The organism is Pseudooceanicola marinus, assembly GCF_002786295.1.
Classification (GTDB): Bacteria; Pseudomonadota; Alphaproteobacteria; order Rhodobacterales; family Rhodobacteraceae; genus Pseudooceanicola; species Pseudooceanicola marinus.
The window spans coordinates 367,712-383,892 of the sequence record NZ_PGTC01000010.1; the positions used below are offsets into that span (position 1 = coordinate 367,712).

Annotated in this window: 16 protein-coding genes; 10 read left to right on the forward strand and 6 right to left on the reverse strand. The window is 67.6% G+C overall.

What is annotated here, in order from left to right:
- Window positions 1-80 precede the first annotated feature (80 nt).
- Complete coding sequence (locus CVM50_RS05980) at window positions 81-737, forward strand: sigma-70 family RNA polymerase sigma factor (protein ID WP_085887531.1); 657 nt, start codon at window positions 81-83, stop codon at window positions 735-737.
- A 5-nt stretch (window positions 738-742) separates the two neighbouring features.
- Entirely contained in the window at window positions 743-1,384 is a 642-nt protein-coding gene (locus tag CVM50_RS05985) for an NrsF family protein (protein ID WP_085887530.1), read from the forward strand.
- 59 nt (window positions 1,385-1,443) lie between these two features.
- Here the strand turns inward: CVM50_RS05985 and thrS are convergent, their stop codons facing one another.
- On the reverse strand, window positions 1,444-3,420 hold the full coding sequence (thrS, locus tag CVM50_RS05990) for a threonine--tRNA ligase (RefSeq protein WP_085887529.1): 1,977 nt from the start codon (window positions 3,418-3,420) through the stop codon (window positions 1,444-1,446).
- 227 nt (window positions 3,421-3,647) lie between these two features.
- Between thrS and CVM50_RS05995 the strand changes: the two genes are divergently transcribed.
- Together CVM50_RS05995 and CVM50_RS06000 are read left to right on the forward strand one after the other, a co-directional pair.
- On the forward strand, window positions 3,648-4,910 hold the full coding sequence (locus CVM50_RS05995; RefSeq protein ID WP_085887528.1) for an MFS transporter: 1,263 nt from the start codon (window positions 3,648-3,650) through the stop codon (window positions 4,908-4,910).
- A 66-nt stretch (window positions 4,911-4,976) separates the two neighbouring features.
- Entirely contained in the window at window positions 4,977-5,735 is a 759-nt protein-coding gene (locus tag CVM50_RS06000) for an alpha/beta hydrolase (protein WP_085887527.1), read from the forward strand.
- A 51-nt stretch (window positions 5,736-5,786) separates the two neighbouring features.
- On the opposite strand, the gene CVM50_RS06005 is transcribed toward CVM50_RS06000, so the two are convergent.
- The 4 genes from CVM50_RS06005 to fsa all read right to left on the reverse strand — a co-directional run bounded on the left by CVM50_RS06005 (window position 5,787) and on the right by fsa (window position 9,103).
- On the reverse strand, window positions 5,787-6,491 hold the full coding sequence (locus tag CVM50_RS06005; RefSeq protein ID WP_085887526.1) for a CDP-alcohol phosphatidyltransferase family protein: 705 nt from the start codon (window positions 6,489-6,491) through the stop codon (window positions 5,787-5,789).
- Window positions 6,492-6,582: 91 nt separating this feature from the next.
- Window positions 6,583-7,521, reverse strand: coding sequence for a tyrosine recombinase XerC (locus CVM50_RS06010; protein WP_085887525.1), 939 nt, complete (start codon window positions 7,519-7,521; stop codon window positions 6,583-6,585).
- Window positions 7,518-8,234: a DUF484 family protein gene (locus CVM50_RS06015; RefSeq protein WP_085887524.1), complete on the reverse strand. Its 717-nt coding sequence runs from the start codon at window positions 8,232-8,234 to the stop codon at window positions 7,518-7,520. Before CVM50_RS06015 ends, CVM50_RS06010 begins: the two co-directional genes overlap by 4 nt.
- Window positions 8,235-8,449: 215 nt before the next feature.
- A complete protein-coding gene (gene fsa / locus CVM50_RS06020; RefSeq protein WP_085887523.1) occupies window positions 8,450-9,103 on the reverse strand; it encodes a fructose-6-phosphate aldolase in 654 nt (217 codons plus the stop codon).
- A 179-nt stretch (window positions 9,104-9,282) separates the two neighbouring features.
- Here fsa and CVM50_RS06025 point away from each other — a divergent pair, with 179 nt between their 5' ends.
- From CVM50_RS06025 to CVM50_RS06040, 4 genes are all read left to right on the forward strand, one after another.
- Entirely contained in the window at window positions 9,283-11,445 is a 2,163-nt protein-coding gene (locus CVM50_RS06025) for a primosomal protein N' (RefSeq protein WP_268808204.1), read from the forward strand.
- A gap of 124 nt (window positions 11,446-11,569) precedes the next feature.
- Entirely contained in the window at window positions 11,570-12,805 is a 1,236-nt protein-coding gene (locus CVM50_RS06030; protein ID WP_085887521.1) for an MFS transporter, read from the forward strand.
- A gap of 63 nt (window positions 12,806-12,868) precedes the next feature.
- The gene (locus CVM50_RS06035) at window positions 12,869-13,744 is read left to right on the forward strand and encodes a 50S ribosomal protein L11 methyltransferase (RefSeq protein ID WP_085887520.1); all 876 of its coding nucleotides are present in this window, start codon (window positions 12,869-12,871) and stop codon (window positions 13,742-13,744) included.
- A 143-nt stretch (window positions 13,745-13,887) separates the two neighbouring features.
- Window positions 13,888-14,238 (forward strand): hypothetical protein, encoded by a 351-nt coding sequence (locus CVM50_RS06040; protein WP_085887519.1) that lies wholly within the window; start codon window positions 13,888-13,890, stop codon window positions 14,236-14,238.
- A gap of 173 nt (window positions 14,239-14,411) precedes the next feature.
- Here CVM50_RS06040 and CVM50_RS06045 read toward each other — a convergent pair whose 3' ends face one another.
- Window positions 14,412-14,612, reverse strand: coding sequence for a DUF1127 domain-containing protein (locus CVM50_RS06045; RefSeq protein ID WP_085887518.1), 201 nt, complete (start codon window positions 14,610-14,612; stop codon window positions 14,412-14,414).
- Between the two features lie 360 nt (window positions 14,613-14,972).
- Here CVM50_RS06045 and ruvC point away from each other — a divergent pair, with 360 nt between their 5' ends.
- Window positions 14,973-15,470, forward strand: a complete 498-nt coding sequence (gene ruvC / locus CVM50_RS06050; protein ID WP_085887517.1) for a crossover junction endodeoxyribonuclease RuvC — start codon at window positions 14,973-14,975, stop codon at window positions 15,468-15,470.
- Between the two features lie 10 nt (window positions 15,471-15,480).
- Window positions 15,481-16,155 (forward strand): Holliday junction branch migration protein RuvA, encoded by a 675-nt coding sequence (gene ruvA, locus CVM50_RS06055; protein WP_085887516.1) that lies wholly within the window; start codon window positions 15,481-15,483, stop codon window positions 16,153-16,155.
- The last annotated feature ends 26 nt before the right edge of the window (window positions 16,156-16,181 follow it).

Below are 16,181 nucleotides of genomic sequence, written 5' to 3' on the forward strand. Positions count from 1 at the left end.
GTCACGAACGAGTGATGGGGATCGGCAAAATTTTCGACCCGCTGTAACGTTCGCCGATCCGTCTGCGAATGGAGAGACGTATGACAGACCGGAACCAGCTTTGGGGCGACCTGCTCCGCCGGGGGACCCGTGGCGATGCCGCGGCCTACGGGCGTTTCCTGACGGAGGCCGTGCCGGTTCTGCGCAACATCGCCCGTGCCCGCCTGCCCGGCGGCAATGCCGAGGAGCTGGAGGACGTGGTGCAGGAGGTGCTGATGGCCGTCCATGCCAAGCGGCACACATGGCGCGAAGGCGATCCGGTGACGCCCTGGCTTTATGCCATCGCGCGCTACAAATGCGCCGATGCGGCGCGCCGGCGCCTCGGGCGGGGCGGGCAGGGGGCCGATGTGCCCATCGACGACCTGGCCGAGATCCTGCCCGACGAGGCGGGCGGAGAGATCACCGCGGCCCGCGACCTGGGTCGCCTGCTGGACCGGATCGAGCCGCGCGCGGCGGAGATCGTGCGGGGCCTGGGGATCCAGGGTGAAAGCGCGGCGGAGGTCGGTGCGCGTCTCGGCATGACCGAGGGCGCGGTGCGCGTGGCCTATCATCGGGCCATGCAGAAGTTGCGGGACATGGCAGAGGATGACATGGCCGCAGGGCACGCGGTCGGGGAAGTGGAGCGCCCCGGCCAGATCAAAGGCGCCGGGGATGAGCCCGGCCCGACAGGGAGACGAGCAGAGGCAGCAGACGGATAAAACGGATGAATACGGACGACCTAATCGCTCAACTGGCGCAGGACCCCGCGCCGGCGCCCTCGGCCCGTGTCGAGGCGCGGCTCTGGCCCTGGCTGACCGGGGGGCTGGCGCTGACCGCCGCCGCCTTCGCGCTGCTGCTTGGCCCGCGCCCCGACCTGGCGGCGGCGCTGGCGCAGCCCGTGGTGGCCGCCAAGACGCTGTTGCCGCTGCTTCTGGCGGCCCTGGCCCTGCCGCTAGCGCTGCGGGCGGTGCGCCCCGGCGCGCGCCCCGGCTGGCTCGCGCGGGCCCTATGGGCGCTGCCGCTGGCGGTCGTGGCGCTGATTGTCCTGGCCTGGCTGGGCACGCCAGCGTCGGAGCGGATGCGACTGTTCATCGGCCATTCGATCCATGTCTGCCTGCCGGCCATCACCCTGCTGTCGCTTCCGCCGCTGGCTGGGCTGATCGCCGCGCTGAAACGGGGCGCCCCGGTCCATCCGACGGGCGCCGGGGCGCTGGCCGGGTTGGCCGCGGCTGGCCTGGCGACGGCGCTTTACTCGACCTTCTGCATCGAGGACAGCCCGCTGTTCTACGGCGTGTGGTATTCGCTCGGCATCGGCATCGCCACGGGCATAGGCGCGCTGGCGGGGCGGCGGTGGTTGCGCTGGTGATCGAGCCGCCGCGGCGTCGCTGAAACGAGAAAGGGCGCCCCGTGGGGCGCCCTTTCGTCTTACTCGGCGGCCAGCTCGGCCGGTGCATCCTGGCGCAGGTCCGGGGGCGTGGCTTCGCCCGTCAGCTGGGCGACGATCTCGTCCAGGGTCTGCGTCTTCGTCTGCTTCTCACCCAGGCGGCGGGTCGACACGGTGCGCTCCTCGACCTCCTTCATGCCGCAGGCGAGGATATAGGGGACCTTGCCCAGCGAATGCTCGCGGACCTTGTAGTTGATCTTCTCGTTGCGCAGATCCGCCTCGGCGCGCACGCCGCGGGCCTTCAGCGCCTCGACCACTTCCAGCACGTAGTCGTCCGCATCCGACACGATGGAGGCGACGACCACCTGGCGCGGCGCCAGCCAGAAAGGCAGCTTGCCGGCATGTTCCTCGATCAGGATGCCGATGAAGCGTTCGAAGGAGCCGACAACCGCGCGGTGCAGCATGATCGGACGATGCTTGGCACCGTCCTGGCCGACATAATGCGCATCCAGACGCTCCGGCAGGTTCGGGTCCACCTGCAGGGTGCCGCATTGCCAGTCCCGCCCGATTGCGTCGGTCAGCACGAATTCCAGCTTCGGCCCGTAGAAGGCGCCTTCGCCCTCGTTGATGGTGAAATCGTAACCGGCCGCCTTGCAGGCATTGCCGAGCGATTCCTCGGCATGGTCCCAGCTTTCCTCGCTGCCGATCCGCTTTTCAGGCCGGGTCGAGAGCTTCACCGTCCAGTTGTCGAAGCCTAGATCGGCATAGATACCGGCCAGGAACTCGATGAACTTCTTGGTTTCGGCTTCTATATCCTTCTCTTCGCAGAAGATATGGGCATCGTCCTGGGTAAAGCCGCGCACCCGCATGATGCCATGCATCGCGCCGGACGGTTCATAGCGGTTGCAGGAGCCGAATTCGGCCATCCGCAGGGGCAGGTCGCGATAGCTTTTCAGGCCGTGATTGAAGACCTGCACATGGCAGGGGCAGTTCATCGGCTTCAGCGCGTTGACCGTCTTCTCACGGGCGTGGTCCTCATCGACTTCGACGATGAACATGTTCTCGCGATAGTTTTCCCAATGGCCGGAGGATTCCCACAGCTTGCGGTTCACCACCTGCGGCGTGTTCACCTCTACATAGCCGTCGCGGCGTTGCTGGCGGCGCATGTAATCCTGCAGCGCGGTGTAGATCGTCCAGCCGTTCGGATGCCAGAAGACCTGGCCCGGGGCCTCTTCCTGCATGTGGAACAGCTCCATCTCCCGGCCCAGCTTGCGGTGGTCGCGCTTGGCGGCCTCCTCCAGCATGGTCAGGTGGACCTTCAGCTTTTCCTTGCCGGTGAAGGCGACGCCGTAGATGCGTTGCAGCATCGGGCGCGAGCTGTCGCCACGCCAGTAGGCGCCGGCGACCGACATCAGCTTGAAGGCATCGGCGGGCACCTGGCCGGTGTGCTGCAGGTGCGGGCCCCGGCACAGGTCCTGCCAGTCGCCGTGCCAGTACATGCGCAGCGGCTCATCGCCCGGGATGCTCTCGATCAGCTCGACCTTGTAGGGCTCGCCCCGGTCCTCGTAATACTTGATCGCCACGTCGCGGTCCCAGACCTCGGTCTTCACCGGATCGCGAAGGTTGATGATCTCCTTCATCTTCTTCTCGATCTCGCCCAGATCCTCGGGGGTGAAGGGCTCTTCGCGGTCGAAGTCGTAGTACCAGCCGTCCTTGATGACCGGGCCGATGGTGACCTTCACGTCCGGCCACAGCTCCTGCACGGCACGGGCCATGATATGGGCCAGGTCGTGACGCACCAGTTCGTTGGCCTGCACCTCGTCCTTCATCGTGTGGATGGCGATGGAGGCATCTTCGGTGATCGGCCACTGCAGATCCCAGTGCTGGCCGTTGACGGTGGCGGAAATGGCCTTCTTGGCCAGCGAGTTGGAAATGCCCGCGGCCACGTCGGCGGCGGTCACGCCTGCGTCGTAGTCACGCGAATTGCCATCGGGAAAGGTGAGGGAGATCTGGGACATGCAAGTCCTCCTCGTCGGTTTGGCGCCCACGGAACGCCCGGTTGCGGGTTATGTACGGGGGCGTTGTGCCGCGCGGGACGGGCGGGGTCAAGGGCGGTCTGTCGGGCGCGGTCGTTGGAGGGAACGCGGGGCGCGCGGCCCTGAGGGCAGGACCGCCCGTGCCGAAAGTGAACCAAACCTGCCCGCCCGGCGTTACCTAAGGGCCTAGCAGACGGAAAGGACGAGCCATGGCGGATCCGGCGCAGACCACTCTCTTCGGACAGATCGCAGGAGGAGAGGAGGCGCCAAAACCGCGAGAGGCCCACAACGGTCTGCGAGAGATCGCCTCGCTGTCGATGACCAAGATCAGCGATGGCCTCATCAATCCGAAACTGGTCCTCAGCTGGCTGCTGAACGCGCTCGGTGCGCCGGCCTATTTCGTCTCCGCCCTGGTGCCGATCCGCGAGGCGGGCGCGCTGCTGCCGCAGATCCTGCTGGCCGGCTGGCTTAGGACCCTCGCGCATCGCAAGTGGATGTGGGCCGCAGGCGCCGCGTTGCAGGGTGTCGCTGCGCTGGCCATCGCCCTGTCGGGACTCTGGCTGCAGGGCTGGGCCGCCGGGCTGGCTGTCTGCCTGGCGCTGGCGGTGCTGGCCCTGGCCCGCGCGGCCTGTTCGGTCAGCTACAAGGAGGTGCAGGGCAAGACCATCGCCAAGACCCGGCGCGGCGCGATCACCGGCACCGCCGGATCGGCTGCCTCGCTGGTCGTGGTGGTCTTCGCCGTTCTGCTGATGACCGGCCTGTTGCAATCGGAAGGCGCGGTGGTCGCGGCCATCGCCGTGGCGGGCGTCCTGTGGCTGGGCGCGGCCCTGCTGTTCTCCACCCTGCGCGAACCGGCCAGCGAGCCCGAGGACGATCCGGGCCGGCCCGAGTTCCTGTCGGTGCTGCGCGGCGACGCGGCGCTGCGCCGTTTCGTCCTGGTGCGCGGGCTGCTGGTGTCCACCTCGCTGGCGCCACCCTACATCGTGCTGCTGTCGCAGGAGAGCGGTGAGGGCGTGCTGGGGCAGCTCGGTGCGATGCTGCTGGCAAGCTCGGCGGCATCTTTTCTGTCGTCCTATGTCTGGGGCCGGCTGTCGGATCGGTCGTCGCGGCTGGTGCTGGCGGCCTCGGGCGTGGTCGGGGCGCTGTCGATGGCGCTGATGCTGGCGCTCTGGGCCGCGGGGATCGCCAATGCGGTCTGGGTGGGGCCGGCGGTGCTTTTCCTGTTGATGATCGCCTACCACGGGGTGCGGCAGGCGCGGTCGACCTACCTGGTGGACATGGCACCCGAGGACAGCCGGGGCAGCTATGCCGCCGTGGCCAATACGCTGATCGGGTCGATCCTGCTGCTGACCGGCCTCTTCGGCGGGGCGCTTTCGGTGATATCCGCCGCCTGGGCGCTGGCCGGGTTCGCGGTGATGGCGGCGGCGGGTGGCGCGCTGGCGCTGACCCTGCGCGAGGTCGAGGCGGGCTGAGTTGCACCCCGTCACGGCCCATGCCAATCATTGGGCAAACGCCACTTATGGGGACGGGACATCCGCATGACAGACGCCACCTATCTCGAAACGCCGCAGGGCCGCCGACTGGCCTATCACAAGACCGATGGGGCAGGCGACGGCCGCCCCGGCGTGGTCTTCCTGGGCGGGTTCAAATCCGACATGGGCGGCACCAAGGCGATCTTCCTGGAAGAGTGGTGCCGGGCCCGCGGCCTGTCGTTCCTGCGGTTCGACTATTCGGGGCACGGCGAAAGCTCCGAACCCTTCACCGATGGCTGCATCGGCGACTGGGCCGAGGATGCCGAGGTGGCGATCACCGAGCTGACCTCGGGGCCGCAGATCCTGGTGGGCTCGTCGATGGGCGGCTGGATTTCGCTGCTGATGACGAAACGCCTGCATGATCGGGTGGCGGGCCTCGTGACTATCGCCGCCGCGCCGGATTTCACCGAGGACAGCATGTGGGCCGGCTTCACCCAGGCGCAGCGCCTGGCGCTGGACATGGTGCAGCACGTCGAGCTGCCGTCGGAATACGGCGAGCCCTACGTGATCACCAAGCGGCTGATCGAGGACGGGCGCGATCACCTGGTCCTGCGGGACCCGGTGCCGCTGCCTTTCCCGGTGCGGTTCCTGCACGGCACGGCGGATGCGGATGTGGAACTGTCCGTCGCCCTGCGGCTGATGGAAAAATCGGTCGGCGAGGACATTCACCTGAAGCTGGTGAAGGGCGCCGACCACCGCTTCTCCACCCCCGAATGCCTGGACCTGATCGGCACGGGCATCGAGGAAGTGCTGGCACGGCTCTGAAAACCGCGACGGGGCAGGGCGGTGGCGCGGGGCGCGCCGCCCTGGCCCCGCTCAGCGGCGGCCCGCGCGGGCCGGGATCAGTTGCTGGACCATGCCCACGAACAGCAGGTAGGCGCTGACCACGATCAGGGCCACCTCGGCCCAGTCGGGCAGGTTGAAGTTGGTCAGCGTCGCGAACAGGGCCAGCGCCACCCAAATCCCCGCCAGTGGCAGGGACAGCCCGCGCCAGCGCTCGGTGCGCACCGGGTGGATGAATTTCAGCGGCAGGAACATCGTGGGCGTCAGCGCCAGGATCACGCCGACCATCACGGTCCAGTGCGGCTCCACCGCGAAGAAAACCAGCACCACCATGTTCCAGCAGCCCGGGAATCCCCAGAAGCTGTTGTCCTCGGTCTTCATCCGGGTGTCGGCGAAGTAGACCGAGCTGGCGAAGGCGATCAGCAGGACCCCGAACCAGCCGGTCCAGCCCGGCAACAGGCCCGATTGGTAGAGGGCGAAGGCCGGGATGAAGACATAGGTCAGGTAGTCGATGATCAGATCCAGCAGCACGCCGTCGATCTGGGCCGCCTGGGTCTTCACGTGGTAGCGCCGGGCCAGCGGGCCATCGATGCCGTCCACGGCAAAGGCCACGACCAGCCACAGGTACATGGTTTCCCAGGCGCTGTTGGCGGCGGCGATGATCGCCAGCATCGAAAAGACCGCACCCGTGGCGGTCAGCAGGTGAACGGAGAGGGCGCGCAATCTGATCGTGTTCATGTCGGAGCCTAGTCATAGAAATGTTATCGGGGCAAGCGGTTAGCCCCGTGCCGCGGGATCGGGCGGTTTCAGGTCGGGGGAGGGACGGGGGTCAGCCGCGCGGATGGGCCTTGCGGTAGACCTCCATCAGGCGGGCGCTGTCGACCGCCGTGTAGGCCTGGGTGGTGGAGAGGCTGGCGTGACCCAGCAGTTCCTGAATCGCCCGCAGGTCGCCGCCGGCGTTCAGCAAGTGGGTGGCGAAGCTGTGGCGCATGGCGTGGGGTGTCGCGCTGGCGGGCAGGCCCATCTGGGCGCGCACCTGGGCCATGGTCTTGCGCAACTGCGCGGCGGCCAGCGGCCCGCCCCGGATGCCGCGAAAGACCGCGCGATCGGGCTCCATCTCCCAGGGGCAGAGGGTGACGTAGCGGTCGACCGCTGCGCGGGCCGGGGCGATGACCGGCACCACGCGTTCCTTGTCGCCCTTGCCGCGGATGCGCAGCGCCTCGCCCAGGGGCAGGTCGGCCCCGGTCAGGCCGAGCGCCTCGGAGATCCGCAGCCCGCAGCCGTAGAGCAGGGTCAGCACGGCGGTGTCGCGCGCCGCGACCCAGTCGCGGGCATCCTGTTCGCCAACCCGTTCGATCATCTGCGCCGCGTCGGGCACCGACAGCGGGCGCGGCAGCTTGCGCTGATAGCGCGGCGAGCGGGCAGCCAGCACGGCGGTCGGCTCGAACCCTTCGCGCTCCGCCAGCCAGCGGTAGAAGCTTTTGACCGCCGAGAGCTTGCGCGCCAGGCTGCGGGCGCCGCAGCCGCCCGAGCGCATCGCGGCCATCCAGGCGCGCATGTCCGACAGGGTGATGTCGCGCAGCGGCCCCAGCCCCTGGGCCTCGCCCTTGTGGGTGGTCAGGAAGGCGAGGAACTCGGCCACGTCGCCACGATAGGCGGTGATCGTGTTCTCGGCCCGGTCCTGGACCGCCGATTGCAGCTCCAGCCACTCTGTCAGTGCGTCGCGCGCCGCCGGCGAGATCAGCAGGCTGCCCTCGGCGCGGCTCATGACAGCCAGCGCCGCATGGTCCTTTCGAAGACCCCGGCGAAGAAACCCAGCAGGTCGGTGCCCTGCTGCGGGGTGAACTGCTGCGGATCCTCGGACCCCATCAGCAGCATGCCGGGCAGACGTCCCGGGCCGAAGTCCAGCCGCAGGCATGCTTCGGAACAGGTATGCTCTGCCTTTTCGCCGTACATCTCCTCGGTGCCGGCCTCGATCTGGCGCAGGATCACCTGACGCGCGGGGGAGGTGCGGTAGCCGTCCATGTAGGCGGAGATGAACCCGGGATCGACCACGCGCAGCACGTCGCCCAGGCGCCGTACGGCCGGGTCGCTTTCGTCCTGGGTGGTTTCCAGCACCAGATGCATGGAATCCACGCCCAGGATGTCGGCCACCTCGCCGCCCAGGTCGCGCAGGAAGGTCTCGAATTCGTCGCCATCCATCATGCGGATGATGGCGCGGTGAATCTGGTTGGTGCCCGCGAGGTTCTCATAGGCCGCCGCGATGACCGACCGATGGGTGTCCTCCAGCCGGTCAAGCCGGTCTTCCAGACGTTCCATGGCGATGCCGCGCAGGTCGACGATATTGCCGCCCATGGTCTTGTCGTTGGCCGCGATCAGGGCCTTCATCATGTCGCTGTCGTCGAGGATGATATCCGGCCGCGCCAGTACGCGCTCGCGCAGTTTTCGGTCCAGCTCGGGTTTGCCGGGTGTCGTTGTCATGCCTGGTGCCTGCCTCTGGTCTTCTTTTGCCGGTAAACCTAGCAGACCCGCAGGGGGATTTCGCGCCTTTTCTGGTGCGGGAGAGCGAAGTTTCGCCGCCCGAGCCGGGACTTTGGTCGCAGGCCCCGCAAAGGGAAAGCGCCCCCGCTTGTCAGCGGAGGCGCCCCTCGTCGTCTGCCTGTCGGTGCGCCTGCCCGCCGGGGGCAGGGGGCGCCTTACAGGATCTTGATGCCGGCCTCGGCGATGTCCTTCAGGAAGGCATCCAGGCCCTTGTCGGTCAGCGGGTGGCTGGCCAGGGCCTTGATGACCGCGGGCGGCGCGGTGATCACGTCGGCGCCGATGCGGGCGCTGTCCAGAACGTGGTTCGGCGTGCGGATCGAGGCCGCCAGGATCTCGGTCTCGAACCCGTAGTTGTCGTAGATGGTGCGGATGTCCTCGATCAGCTCCATGCCGTCCAGGTTGATGTCATCCAGGCGACCGATGAAGGGGCTGATGAAGGTCGCGCCGGCCTTGGCGGCCAGCAGCGCCTGGTTGGCGGAGAAGCACAGGGTCACATTGACCATGGTGCCTTCGTCCGACAGCACCTTGCAGGCCTTCAGGCCGTCCCAGGTCAGCGGCACCTTCACGGTGATGTTGTCGGCGATCTTGGCCAGCTTGCGGCCTTCAGCGATCATCTGCTCGGCTTCGGTGGCGACCACCTCGGCGGAGACGGGACCGTCAACCAGGTCGCAGATCTCCTTGATCACTTCCAGGATGTCACGGCCGGACTTCTTGATGAGAGAGGGGTTGGTGGTGACGCCATCCACCATGCCGAGGTCATTCAGCTCGGTAATGGCGGACACGTCTGCGGTGTCGACGAAAAACTTCATGATCGGGGTCCCCCGGGTTGCATTGTCTCGCCCCGCGTTTACCCGATAGACTGGTTGCCCGAAACCCTGAACACGCGCGGACGCTTTCTTTGGCCGATCCCGACCCTGCCTTCCCCGGCTCTCTCTTCGATGAGACCCCAGCCTACAGTTATGCGCCTGCCGATTACGCGGAAGGCGAACTGGTCAGCGTGCTGACGACTCAGCCGCTGGACCGGCCACTGGACTACAAGGCGCCCCCCGGTGGGGTGGCCGACGGCGCCTTCGTGCTGGTGCCCCTGGGGCCGCGGCTGGTGATGGGCGTGGTCTGGGGTCGGGGGCGTGGCGGCTTCGACCTGTCGAAGGCGCGCGGCATCAATGCCGTGCTGCCCGTGCCGCCGATGCGCGAGGAAATGCGCGACTTCCTGGAAAAGGCCGGGGCCTACACGCTGACGCCCATGCCCGCCATGTTGCGCCTGGCGACCCGGGCGCCGGGCCTCACCGATCCGCCGTCGATGCGCAAGGTCTACCGCATGGGCGAGGGCGAGCCCGATCGGATGACCGACGCGCGGTCCCGCGTGCTGGCGGTGCTGGAGGAATTTGGCGGCCTGGCCTTCACCCTGAAGGAGCTGAGCGAGGCCGCGGGCGTCACCTCCTCGGTGATCAAGGGTCTGGTGAAACAGGGCGCGGTCAGCGAGGAGAACACCCCCCGCGATCTGCCCTATCCCACGCTGGACCCCAGTTTGCCCGGCAAGGCCCTGACCGAGGCGCAGGAGGCGGCGGCGGACGATCTGCGCGCGGGTCTGCGCGCGGGCAGCTATGGCACGACCCTGCTGCGCGGCATCACCGGGTCGGGCAAGACCGAGGTCTACCTGGAGGCCGTGGCCGCCGCCCTGGCCCAGGGCCGTCAGGCGCTGGTGCTGCTGCCTGAGATCGCCCTGTCGGCGGAATTCCTGACCCGGGTCGAGCAACGCTTCGGCGCGAAACCGGCCGAATGGCATTCGGGCGTCACCATGACCGAACGCCGCCGCACCTGGAAGATGGTGGCCGAGGGCGGCGCGCAGCTGGTGGTTGGCGCGCGCTCCGCCCTGTTCCTGCCCTTCCGCGACCTGGGCCTGATCGTGGTGGATGAGGAGCACGACAGTTCCTACAAGCAGGAGGATGGCGTCCTCTACAATGCCCGCGACATGGCGGTGCTGCGCGCCTCCATCGCGGGCGCCCAGGTGGTTCTGGCCTCGGCCACGCCGAGCCTGGAAAGCTGGGTCAACGCCCAGGCAGGCAAGTATCGCCGGGTCGATCTGAAATCCCGCTTCGGCGCTGCCGTCCTGCCGGAGATGAAGGCCATCGACATGCGTGCCGAGGAGGTGCCGTCGGGGCAGTGGATCTCCCCCGCGCTGCGCCAGGCGGTGAACCAGCGGGTCGAGGCCGGGGAACAGTCGCTACTGTTCCTCAACCGCCGTGGCTATGCGCCGGTGACGCTGTGCCGGGCCTGCGGGCATCAGATCGAATGCCCCCAATGCGACGCCCGGATGGTCGAGCACCGCTTCCTCAAGCGTCTGATGTGCCACCAGTGCGGCGAGAACATGCCGGTGCCCGAGACCTGCCCGAAATGCGAGGCGGAAGGGACGCTGGCCGCCGTCGGCCCCGGGGTCGAGCGGCTGACCGAGGAGGCCACGGCGCTGTTCCCCGAGGCGCGCATCGCCACGCTGTCGTCGGACCTCTTTTCCTCGGCTCGCGCCCTGAAACAGGCGGTGGCGACGATTGCCGGGGGCGGCGCGGACATCATCGTGGGCACGCAGCTGGTCGCCAAGGGGCACAATTTCCCTGCGCTGACCCTGGTGGGGGTGATCGACAGTGATCTGGGCCTGCACGGGTCCGACATGCGGGCGGCCGAGAAGACCTTCCAGCTGATGCGCCAGGTGGCGGGGCGGGCGGGGCGCGCCGACAAGCCGGGCCAGGCGTTGATGCAGACCTATCAGCCTGACCACCCGGTGATCCGCGCCATCCTGTCGGGCGACGAGGAAGAGTTCTGGAACGCAGAGGCCGAAAGCCGTCATCAGGCCGGCATGCCGCCCTTCGGACGCATGGCGGGGATCATCCTGTCGGCGGAACAGGCCGATGTGGCCATGGCCGCCGGGATGGAGCTGGCCCGCCATGACGGTCCGATCCGCGCGGCGGGCGCTGTGGTGTATGGACCGGCACCCGCCCCCATTGCCCGGGTGCGCGGATGGCATCGGGTGCGGATGCTGGTCAAGGCGCCCAAGGGCGTGGCCCTGCAACGGGCGGTGTCGGACTGGGTCGCGGGCGTCCGCCTGCCGAAGAACCTGCGCCTGGCGATCGACATCGACCCGCAGAGCTTCTTCTGAGGCAGGCCCCGGGCCGGGCTGGCCGCGCGGCGAACCGGCCCCCGCGCGGGGGGGCGGCCAAATTGTGCGTTCTTGCGAAATCATTTTTCTATCCAAAGCATGCGGATCGCATTAATTGGGCTGCATGACCAAGACCCTTCCCCTTGCCGATGCGGCCACCCAACCCTTCTGGCGGCGCCCCGTGGCGCTGCTGTTCCTCATGGCCGCGGCGATGCCGATCTCCTTTGCGACCTGGTCGGCGCTGCTGAACAACTTCGTCATCGAGGCGGCGGAGTTCGACGGTTCCGACATCGGCTGGCTGCACACGGTGCGGGAGATCCCGGGCTTTCTCAGCTTCGGGGTGATCCTGGTGCTGATCCTGGTGCGGGAACAGGCGCTGGCGCTGACCTCGCTGATGTTGCTGGGGATCGCCACGGGTCTGACGGCCTATTTCCCCTCGCTCGGCGGCATCCTGATGATCACCTTCCTCAGCTCGGTGGGCTTCCACTACTACGAGGCGGTGAACCAGTCGCTGCAACTGCAATGGCTGACCCGCGAGGAGGCGCCGAAGGTGCTGGGCAAGCTCCTGGCGGTGGGATCGGCGGCGACGTTGGTGTCCTACGGGCTGATCGTGCTGCTGTGGGATCCGCTGGGTCTGACCTACAACACGGTCTTCATGATCGCGGGCGGGATCACCGTGGCCATCGCGCTGTTCGCGCGCTTCAGCTATCCCCGGTTCGAGAGCCCGCATCCGCAGCGCAAGACCCTGGTGCTGCGCAAGCGCTACTGGCTCTATTACGTGCTGCAGTTCCTGGCGGGCGCACGGCGGCAGATCTTCGTGGTCTTCGCAGGCTTCATGATGGTCGAACGCTTCGGTTTCGACGTGCATGAGGTGACCTCGCTCTTCCTCATCACCCTGCTCGGCAACATGATCATCGCGCCCATGATCGGCCGCGCCGTTGGCCGTTTCGGCGAACGCCGGGTGCTGCTGGTGGAATACGCAGGGCTGGTCACTATCTTCACGCTCTATGGCGGCATCTATTTCTTCGGCTGGGGGCTGGTGCTGGCGGCCACGCTCTACGTGATCGACAACCTGCTGTTCGGCCTGGCGCTGGCGCTGAAGACCTACTTCCAGAAGATCGGTGACCCGGGCGATATGGCCCCCACGGCCGCCGTGGCCTTCACCATCAACCACATCGCGGCGGTCGTCCTGCCGGCCTCGCTGGGCTACCTGTGGCTGGTATCTCCGGCGGCGGTTTTCGTGCTGGCCTCGGGGCTGGCGGCCTGTTCCTTCCTCTTCGGCCTGCTGATCCCCCGCCACCCCGAACCGGGGTATGAGACGATCTTCGCCGGACGCCGCTCCCCCGCCGCGGCGGAGTGAGCGCGCTTGACGCCGGGCCGCCCGGCGCTTAGGCCGCTGAGCGACCCAAGATGCGAGGACGCAATGGCCACCTGGACCGCCCTGACCACCCTTGAAACCAAACACGACGCCGAGGCCCTCGGCGCCGCGATGGAAGGGCTGATGCCGGAACCCACGGGCGTCGGTGTCTTCGAGATGGAAGACGGCTCCGGCCTGTGGGAAGTGGGCGGCTACTTCGAGGAGAAGCCCGACATTGCCGGGCTGGCCTTGCTGGCCACGCTGCACAACGCGCGCCCCTTCGCCGTGTCCGAGCTTCCCGAGACCGACTGGGTGGCCCATGTGCGCCGGGAGCTGGCACCGGTCGAGGCCGGGCGCTTCTTCGTCTACGGCTCCCATGATGCCGACAAGTTGCCGCAGGACCCCGCCAAGATTCCGCTGTTGATCGAGGCTGCCATGGCCTTCGGCACCGGCCACCATGGCACCACCCTGGGCTGCCTGAAGGCGCTGGACCGGCTGGACAACGAAGGTTTCTCCACTGATCGCACCGCCGACATCGGCTGCGGCACCGCAGTGCTTGCGATGGCGGCGGCGAAGATCTGGCCGGGCACGCCCGTGGCCTCCGACATCGACCCGGTCGCGGTCGAGGTGGCCGAGGCCAACCTGAAGGCCAACGGCATGGCCGGCGCCGTCACCTGCTGCGAGGCGGCCGGGTTCGACAACCCAATCCTGGCGGAGAAGGCCCCCTATGGCCTGATCTTCGCCAACATCCTGATGGGCCCGCTGGTGGCCCTGGCGCCCGACCTGGCCAAGCACCTGGAACAGGGCGGCTACGCCATCCTGTCGGGCCTGCTGAACGAGCAGGCCGAGGCCGTGCAGGCCGCCTATGAGGCCGAGGGCTTGGCCCTGCACCACGCCGAACAGATCCGCGAATGGACCACCCTGACCCTGCGTCGGGTCTGACCCCAACACCTTCGTCCCGACGGTTCGGACCCGGTCAGCACGCATCGCTGTACCGGGTTTGACCGTTTTCGGCCCCATTCAGGCCCGAATCCTGCGTTTACCTTGATCTCGACGGGCTGGGGGGCTGAGAGTTGAGGGACGAGATGACCCAATCCTTTAGAGAATTCGACGACCGTGTGCGCCGGATCGAGAATAAATCGCGGCGTGCCGGTGGCATGCGGTTCACGGTGGATGACTACGGCAACGTGCGCCGGCGCGGCGCCCGCCGCTTCGGCCTTTGGCGCCTGACCCGTGGGCTGCTGGTGCTGGTCGCGGCGATCTACCTGTTCAAGGTGATCGGCTTCTCCTTTCTCGGCGCCGCGGAATTTGAACGCCGGGCCGAGGTCCTGTCGGAGGGCGCCGGCTGGGAGCGCACCCTGAGCCGCCTGATGCAGGTGGATCCGCTGACCCAGGAGCTGGGCACCCGCCTGCGCCCCTACATCAAGCACCTGTAACCCGGTTCAGGTCCGACCTGGCAGGCGGCTGTCCCAGGGCAGAGGGTCTTGGGTCTCCGAAAAGCTTCTCCGGGAAAACGACGCCTGAAAAGAAGAAAGCCGCCCCGGTTTCCCGGCGCGGCTTCCTGTCCCCGAAAGCGGCGCGACCCCCAAAGCCGCGCCTTTTTCGGGTCTCAGATCTTCGAGATGTGGTCGATGTCGCCGCGGACCAGGCCGATGTCGTTCAGTTCACGGTCGGTCAGGCGGGACAGGGCCTTGCGGGTGACGCGGGCGTCGTTCCAGCGCATCACGGCGGCAACCAGGTGGTTGACGGCGGCGGCGATCGGCAGAACCAGGGAGGTGGAGGCGGCGGTGCGTGCGTAGAGCGTGGTCATGGTCGTAGTCCTTAACTTTCGGGGTGGGGCCCTGTGCCGGACCCCGTTGGGTTGTTCTCTGACGCCGCAGGTAGGATTCTTTTTCCGCCCAAACAATCAGCATTTTTGCATGGATTGCATGCGCGTTTTGCATGGCTGACCATTTGTTAAAATTTCGTTCGAAAACCCATAAAAATCCGTGACATTGGGGTCGGATCCAGGTCGTGGAATGTCGGATTCGCGCCGTTCCGACATGCGTTTTGCGCAGGAAGGCGACCCGGGCGGGGTCTTGGCGAATGTTCTCCTTTCGTGCTAAGTCAGTGAAAAAACCGTGAACACATCCGCGAATACGGGGTCTCGGGCAGGAAAAGGGGCGGCAGCATGCGCATTCTGGGGATCGACCCGGGGCTACAGAACCTTGGCTGGGGCGTGATTCGTGTCGAAGGCAGCAAGATCTCGCACCTGGGCAATGGCGTCTGCCACGGCACCGGCACCGCATTGGCGCAGCGCCTTCTGGCCCTGCACGATGCGTTGTCGGAGGTCTTCACCCGGTTCGCGCCGGACGAGGCAGCGGTCGAGCACGTCTTTGTCAACCGCGACGGGGCTGGCACGCTGAAACTGGGCCAGGCGCGGGGCGTGGCTCTTCTGGTGCCCGCGCGTTTCGGGCTGGAGGTGGGCGAATACGCGCCCAACCAGATCAAGAAGACGGTGGTCGGCGTCGGCCACGCGGACAAGAAGCAGATCCAGCACATGGTGAAGATGCAGCTGCCGGGCGTGCAGTTCGCCGGCCCCGACGCTGCCGATGCCCTGGCCGTGGCGATCTGCCATGCCCGCCACGCGGGGTCGTCTCTGGGCAAGCTGATGAGGGCGCAGGCATGAGGAGAGGCGCATGATCGGGAAACTCTCGGGTCGGATCGACTACAAGGCCACGGATCATGTCCTGCTGGACGTGCGCGGCGTGGGCTATGTCGTCCACTGCTCCGACCGGACGCTGGCCGCGCTGCCCGGTCCCGGCGAGGCCGTGGCGCTTTATACCGACATGCTGGTGCGCGAGGACCTGTTGCAGCTCTTCGGCTTCCCGACGCTGGTGGAAAAGGAATGGCACCGGCTGCTGACCTCCGTGCAGGGGGTGGGGGCCAAGGCCTCGCTGGCGATCCTGTCCGCGCTTGGCCCCGACGGGGTCGGGCGGGCGATCGCGCTCGGCGACTGGAATGCGATCAAGGCGGCGAAGGGTGTGGGCCCGAAGATCGCGCAGCGCGTCGTGGCCGAGCTGAAGGACAAGGCACCTGCCGTCATGTCCATGGGCGGGCAGAGCGCCGAGGTCACCGAGGTGATCGAGGACGCTCCGGTGCCCGCTGCGATCGCGCCCGGGCCTCGGGCGCCGAAGCCCGCGCCGAAACCGGCGGCCAACCTGCAGGGCGATGCGCTCTCGGCGCTTTCAAACCTCGGCTATCAACCCTCGGAGGCCGCGGGCGCGGTCGCCCAGGCGCTGAACGAGGATCCGGACCTCGACATGGCCGGGCTGATCCGCGCGGCGCTGCGCCTGCTGGCGCCGAAGGAATGAACCGCTCTTGCCCGTTCCCCGTGCCC

Bases quoted from the DNA above. Each gene is read 5' to 3' on its own strand.
- CVM50_RS06040 (WP_085887519.1), top strand. From the start codon at position 13,888: ATGACCCAATCCTTTAGAGAATTCGACGACCGTGTGCGCCGGATCGAG.
- thrS (WP_085887529.1), bottom strand. From the start codon at position 3,420: ATGTCCCAGATCTCCCTCACCTTTCCCGATGGCAATTCGCGTGACTAC.
- CVM50_RS06000 (WP_085887527.1), top strand. From the start codon at position 4,977: ATGACAGACGCCACCTATCTCGAAACGCCGCAGGGCCGCCGACTGGCC.
- CVM50_RS05980 (WP_085887531.1), top strand. From the start codon at position 81: ATGACAGACCGGAACCAGCTTTGGGGCGACCTGCTCCGCCGGGGGACC.
- CVM50_RS05995 (WP_085887528.1), top strand. From the start codon at position 3,648: ATGGCGGATCCGGCGCAGACCACTCTCTTCGGACAGATCGCAGGAGGA.
- CVM50_RS06035 (WP_085887520.1), top strand. From the start codon at position 12,869: ATGGCCACCTGGACCGCCCTGACCACCCTTGAAACCAAACACGACGCC.
- fsa (WP_085887523.1), bottom strand. From the start codon at position 9,103: ATGAAGTTTTTCGTCGACACCGCAGACGTGTCCGCCATTACCGAGCTG.
- ruvA (WP_085887516.1), top strand. From the start codon at position 15,481: ATGATCGGGAAACTCTCGGGTCGGATCGACTACAAGGCCACGGATCAT.
- CVM50_RS06030 (WP_085887521.1), top strand. From the start codon at position 11,570: ATGACCAAGACCCTTCCCCTTGCCGATGCGGCCACCCAACCCTTCTGG.
- CVM50_RS06005 (WP_085887526.1), bottom strand. From the start codon at position 6,491: ATGAACACGATCAGATTGCGCGCCCTCTCCGTTCACCTGCTGACCGCC.
- CVM50_RS06015 (WP_085887524.1), bottom strand. From the start codon at position 8,234: ATGACAACGACACCCGGCAAACCCGAGCTGGACCGAAAACTGCGCGAG.
- CVM50_RS06045 (WP_085887518.1), bottom strand. From the start codon at position 14,612: ATGACCACGCTCTACGCACGCACCGCCGCCTCCACCTCCCTGGTTCTG.
- CVM50_RS05985 (WP_085887530.1), top strand. From the start codon at position 743: ATGAATACGGACGACCTAATCGCTCAACTGGCGCAGGACCCCGCGCCG.
- CVM50_RS06010 (WP_085887525.1), bottom strand. From the start codon at position 7,521: ATGAGCCGCGCCGAGGGCAGCCTGCTGATCTCGCCGGCGGCGCGCGAC.
- ruvC (WP_085887517.1), top strand. From the start codon at position 14,973: ATGCGCATTCTGGGGATCGACCCGGGGCTACAGAACCTTGGCTGGGGC.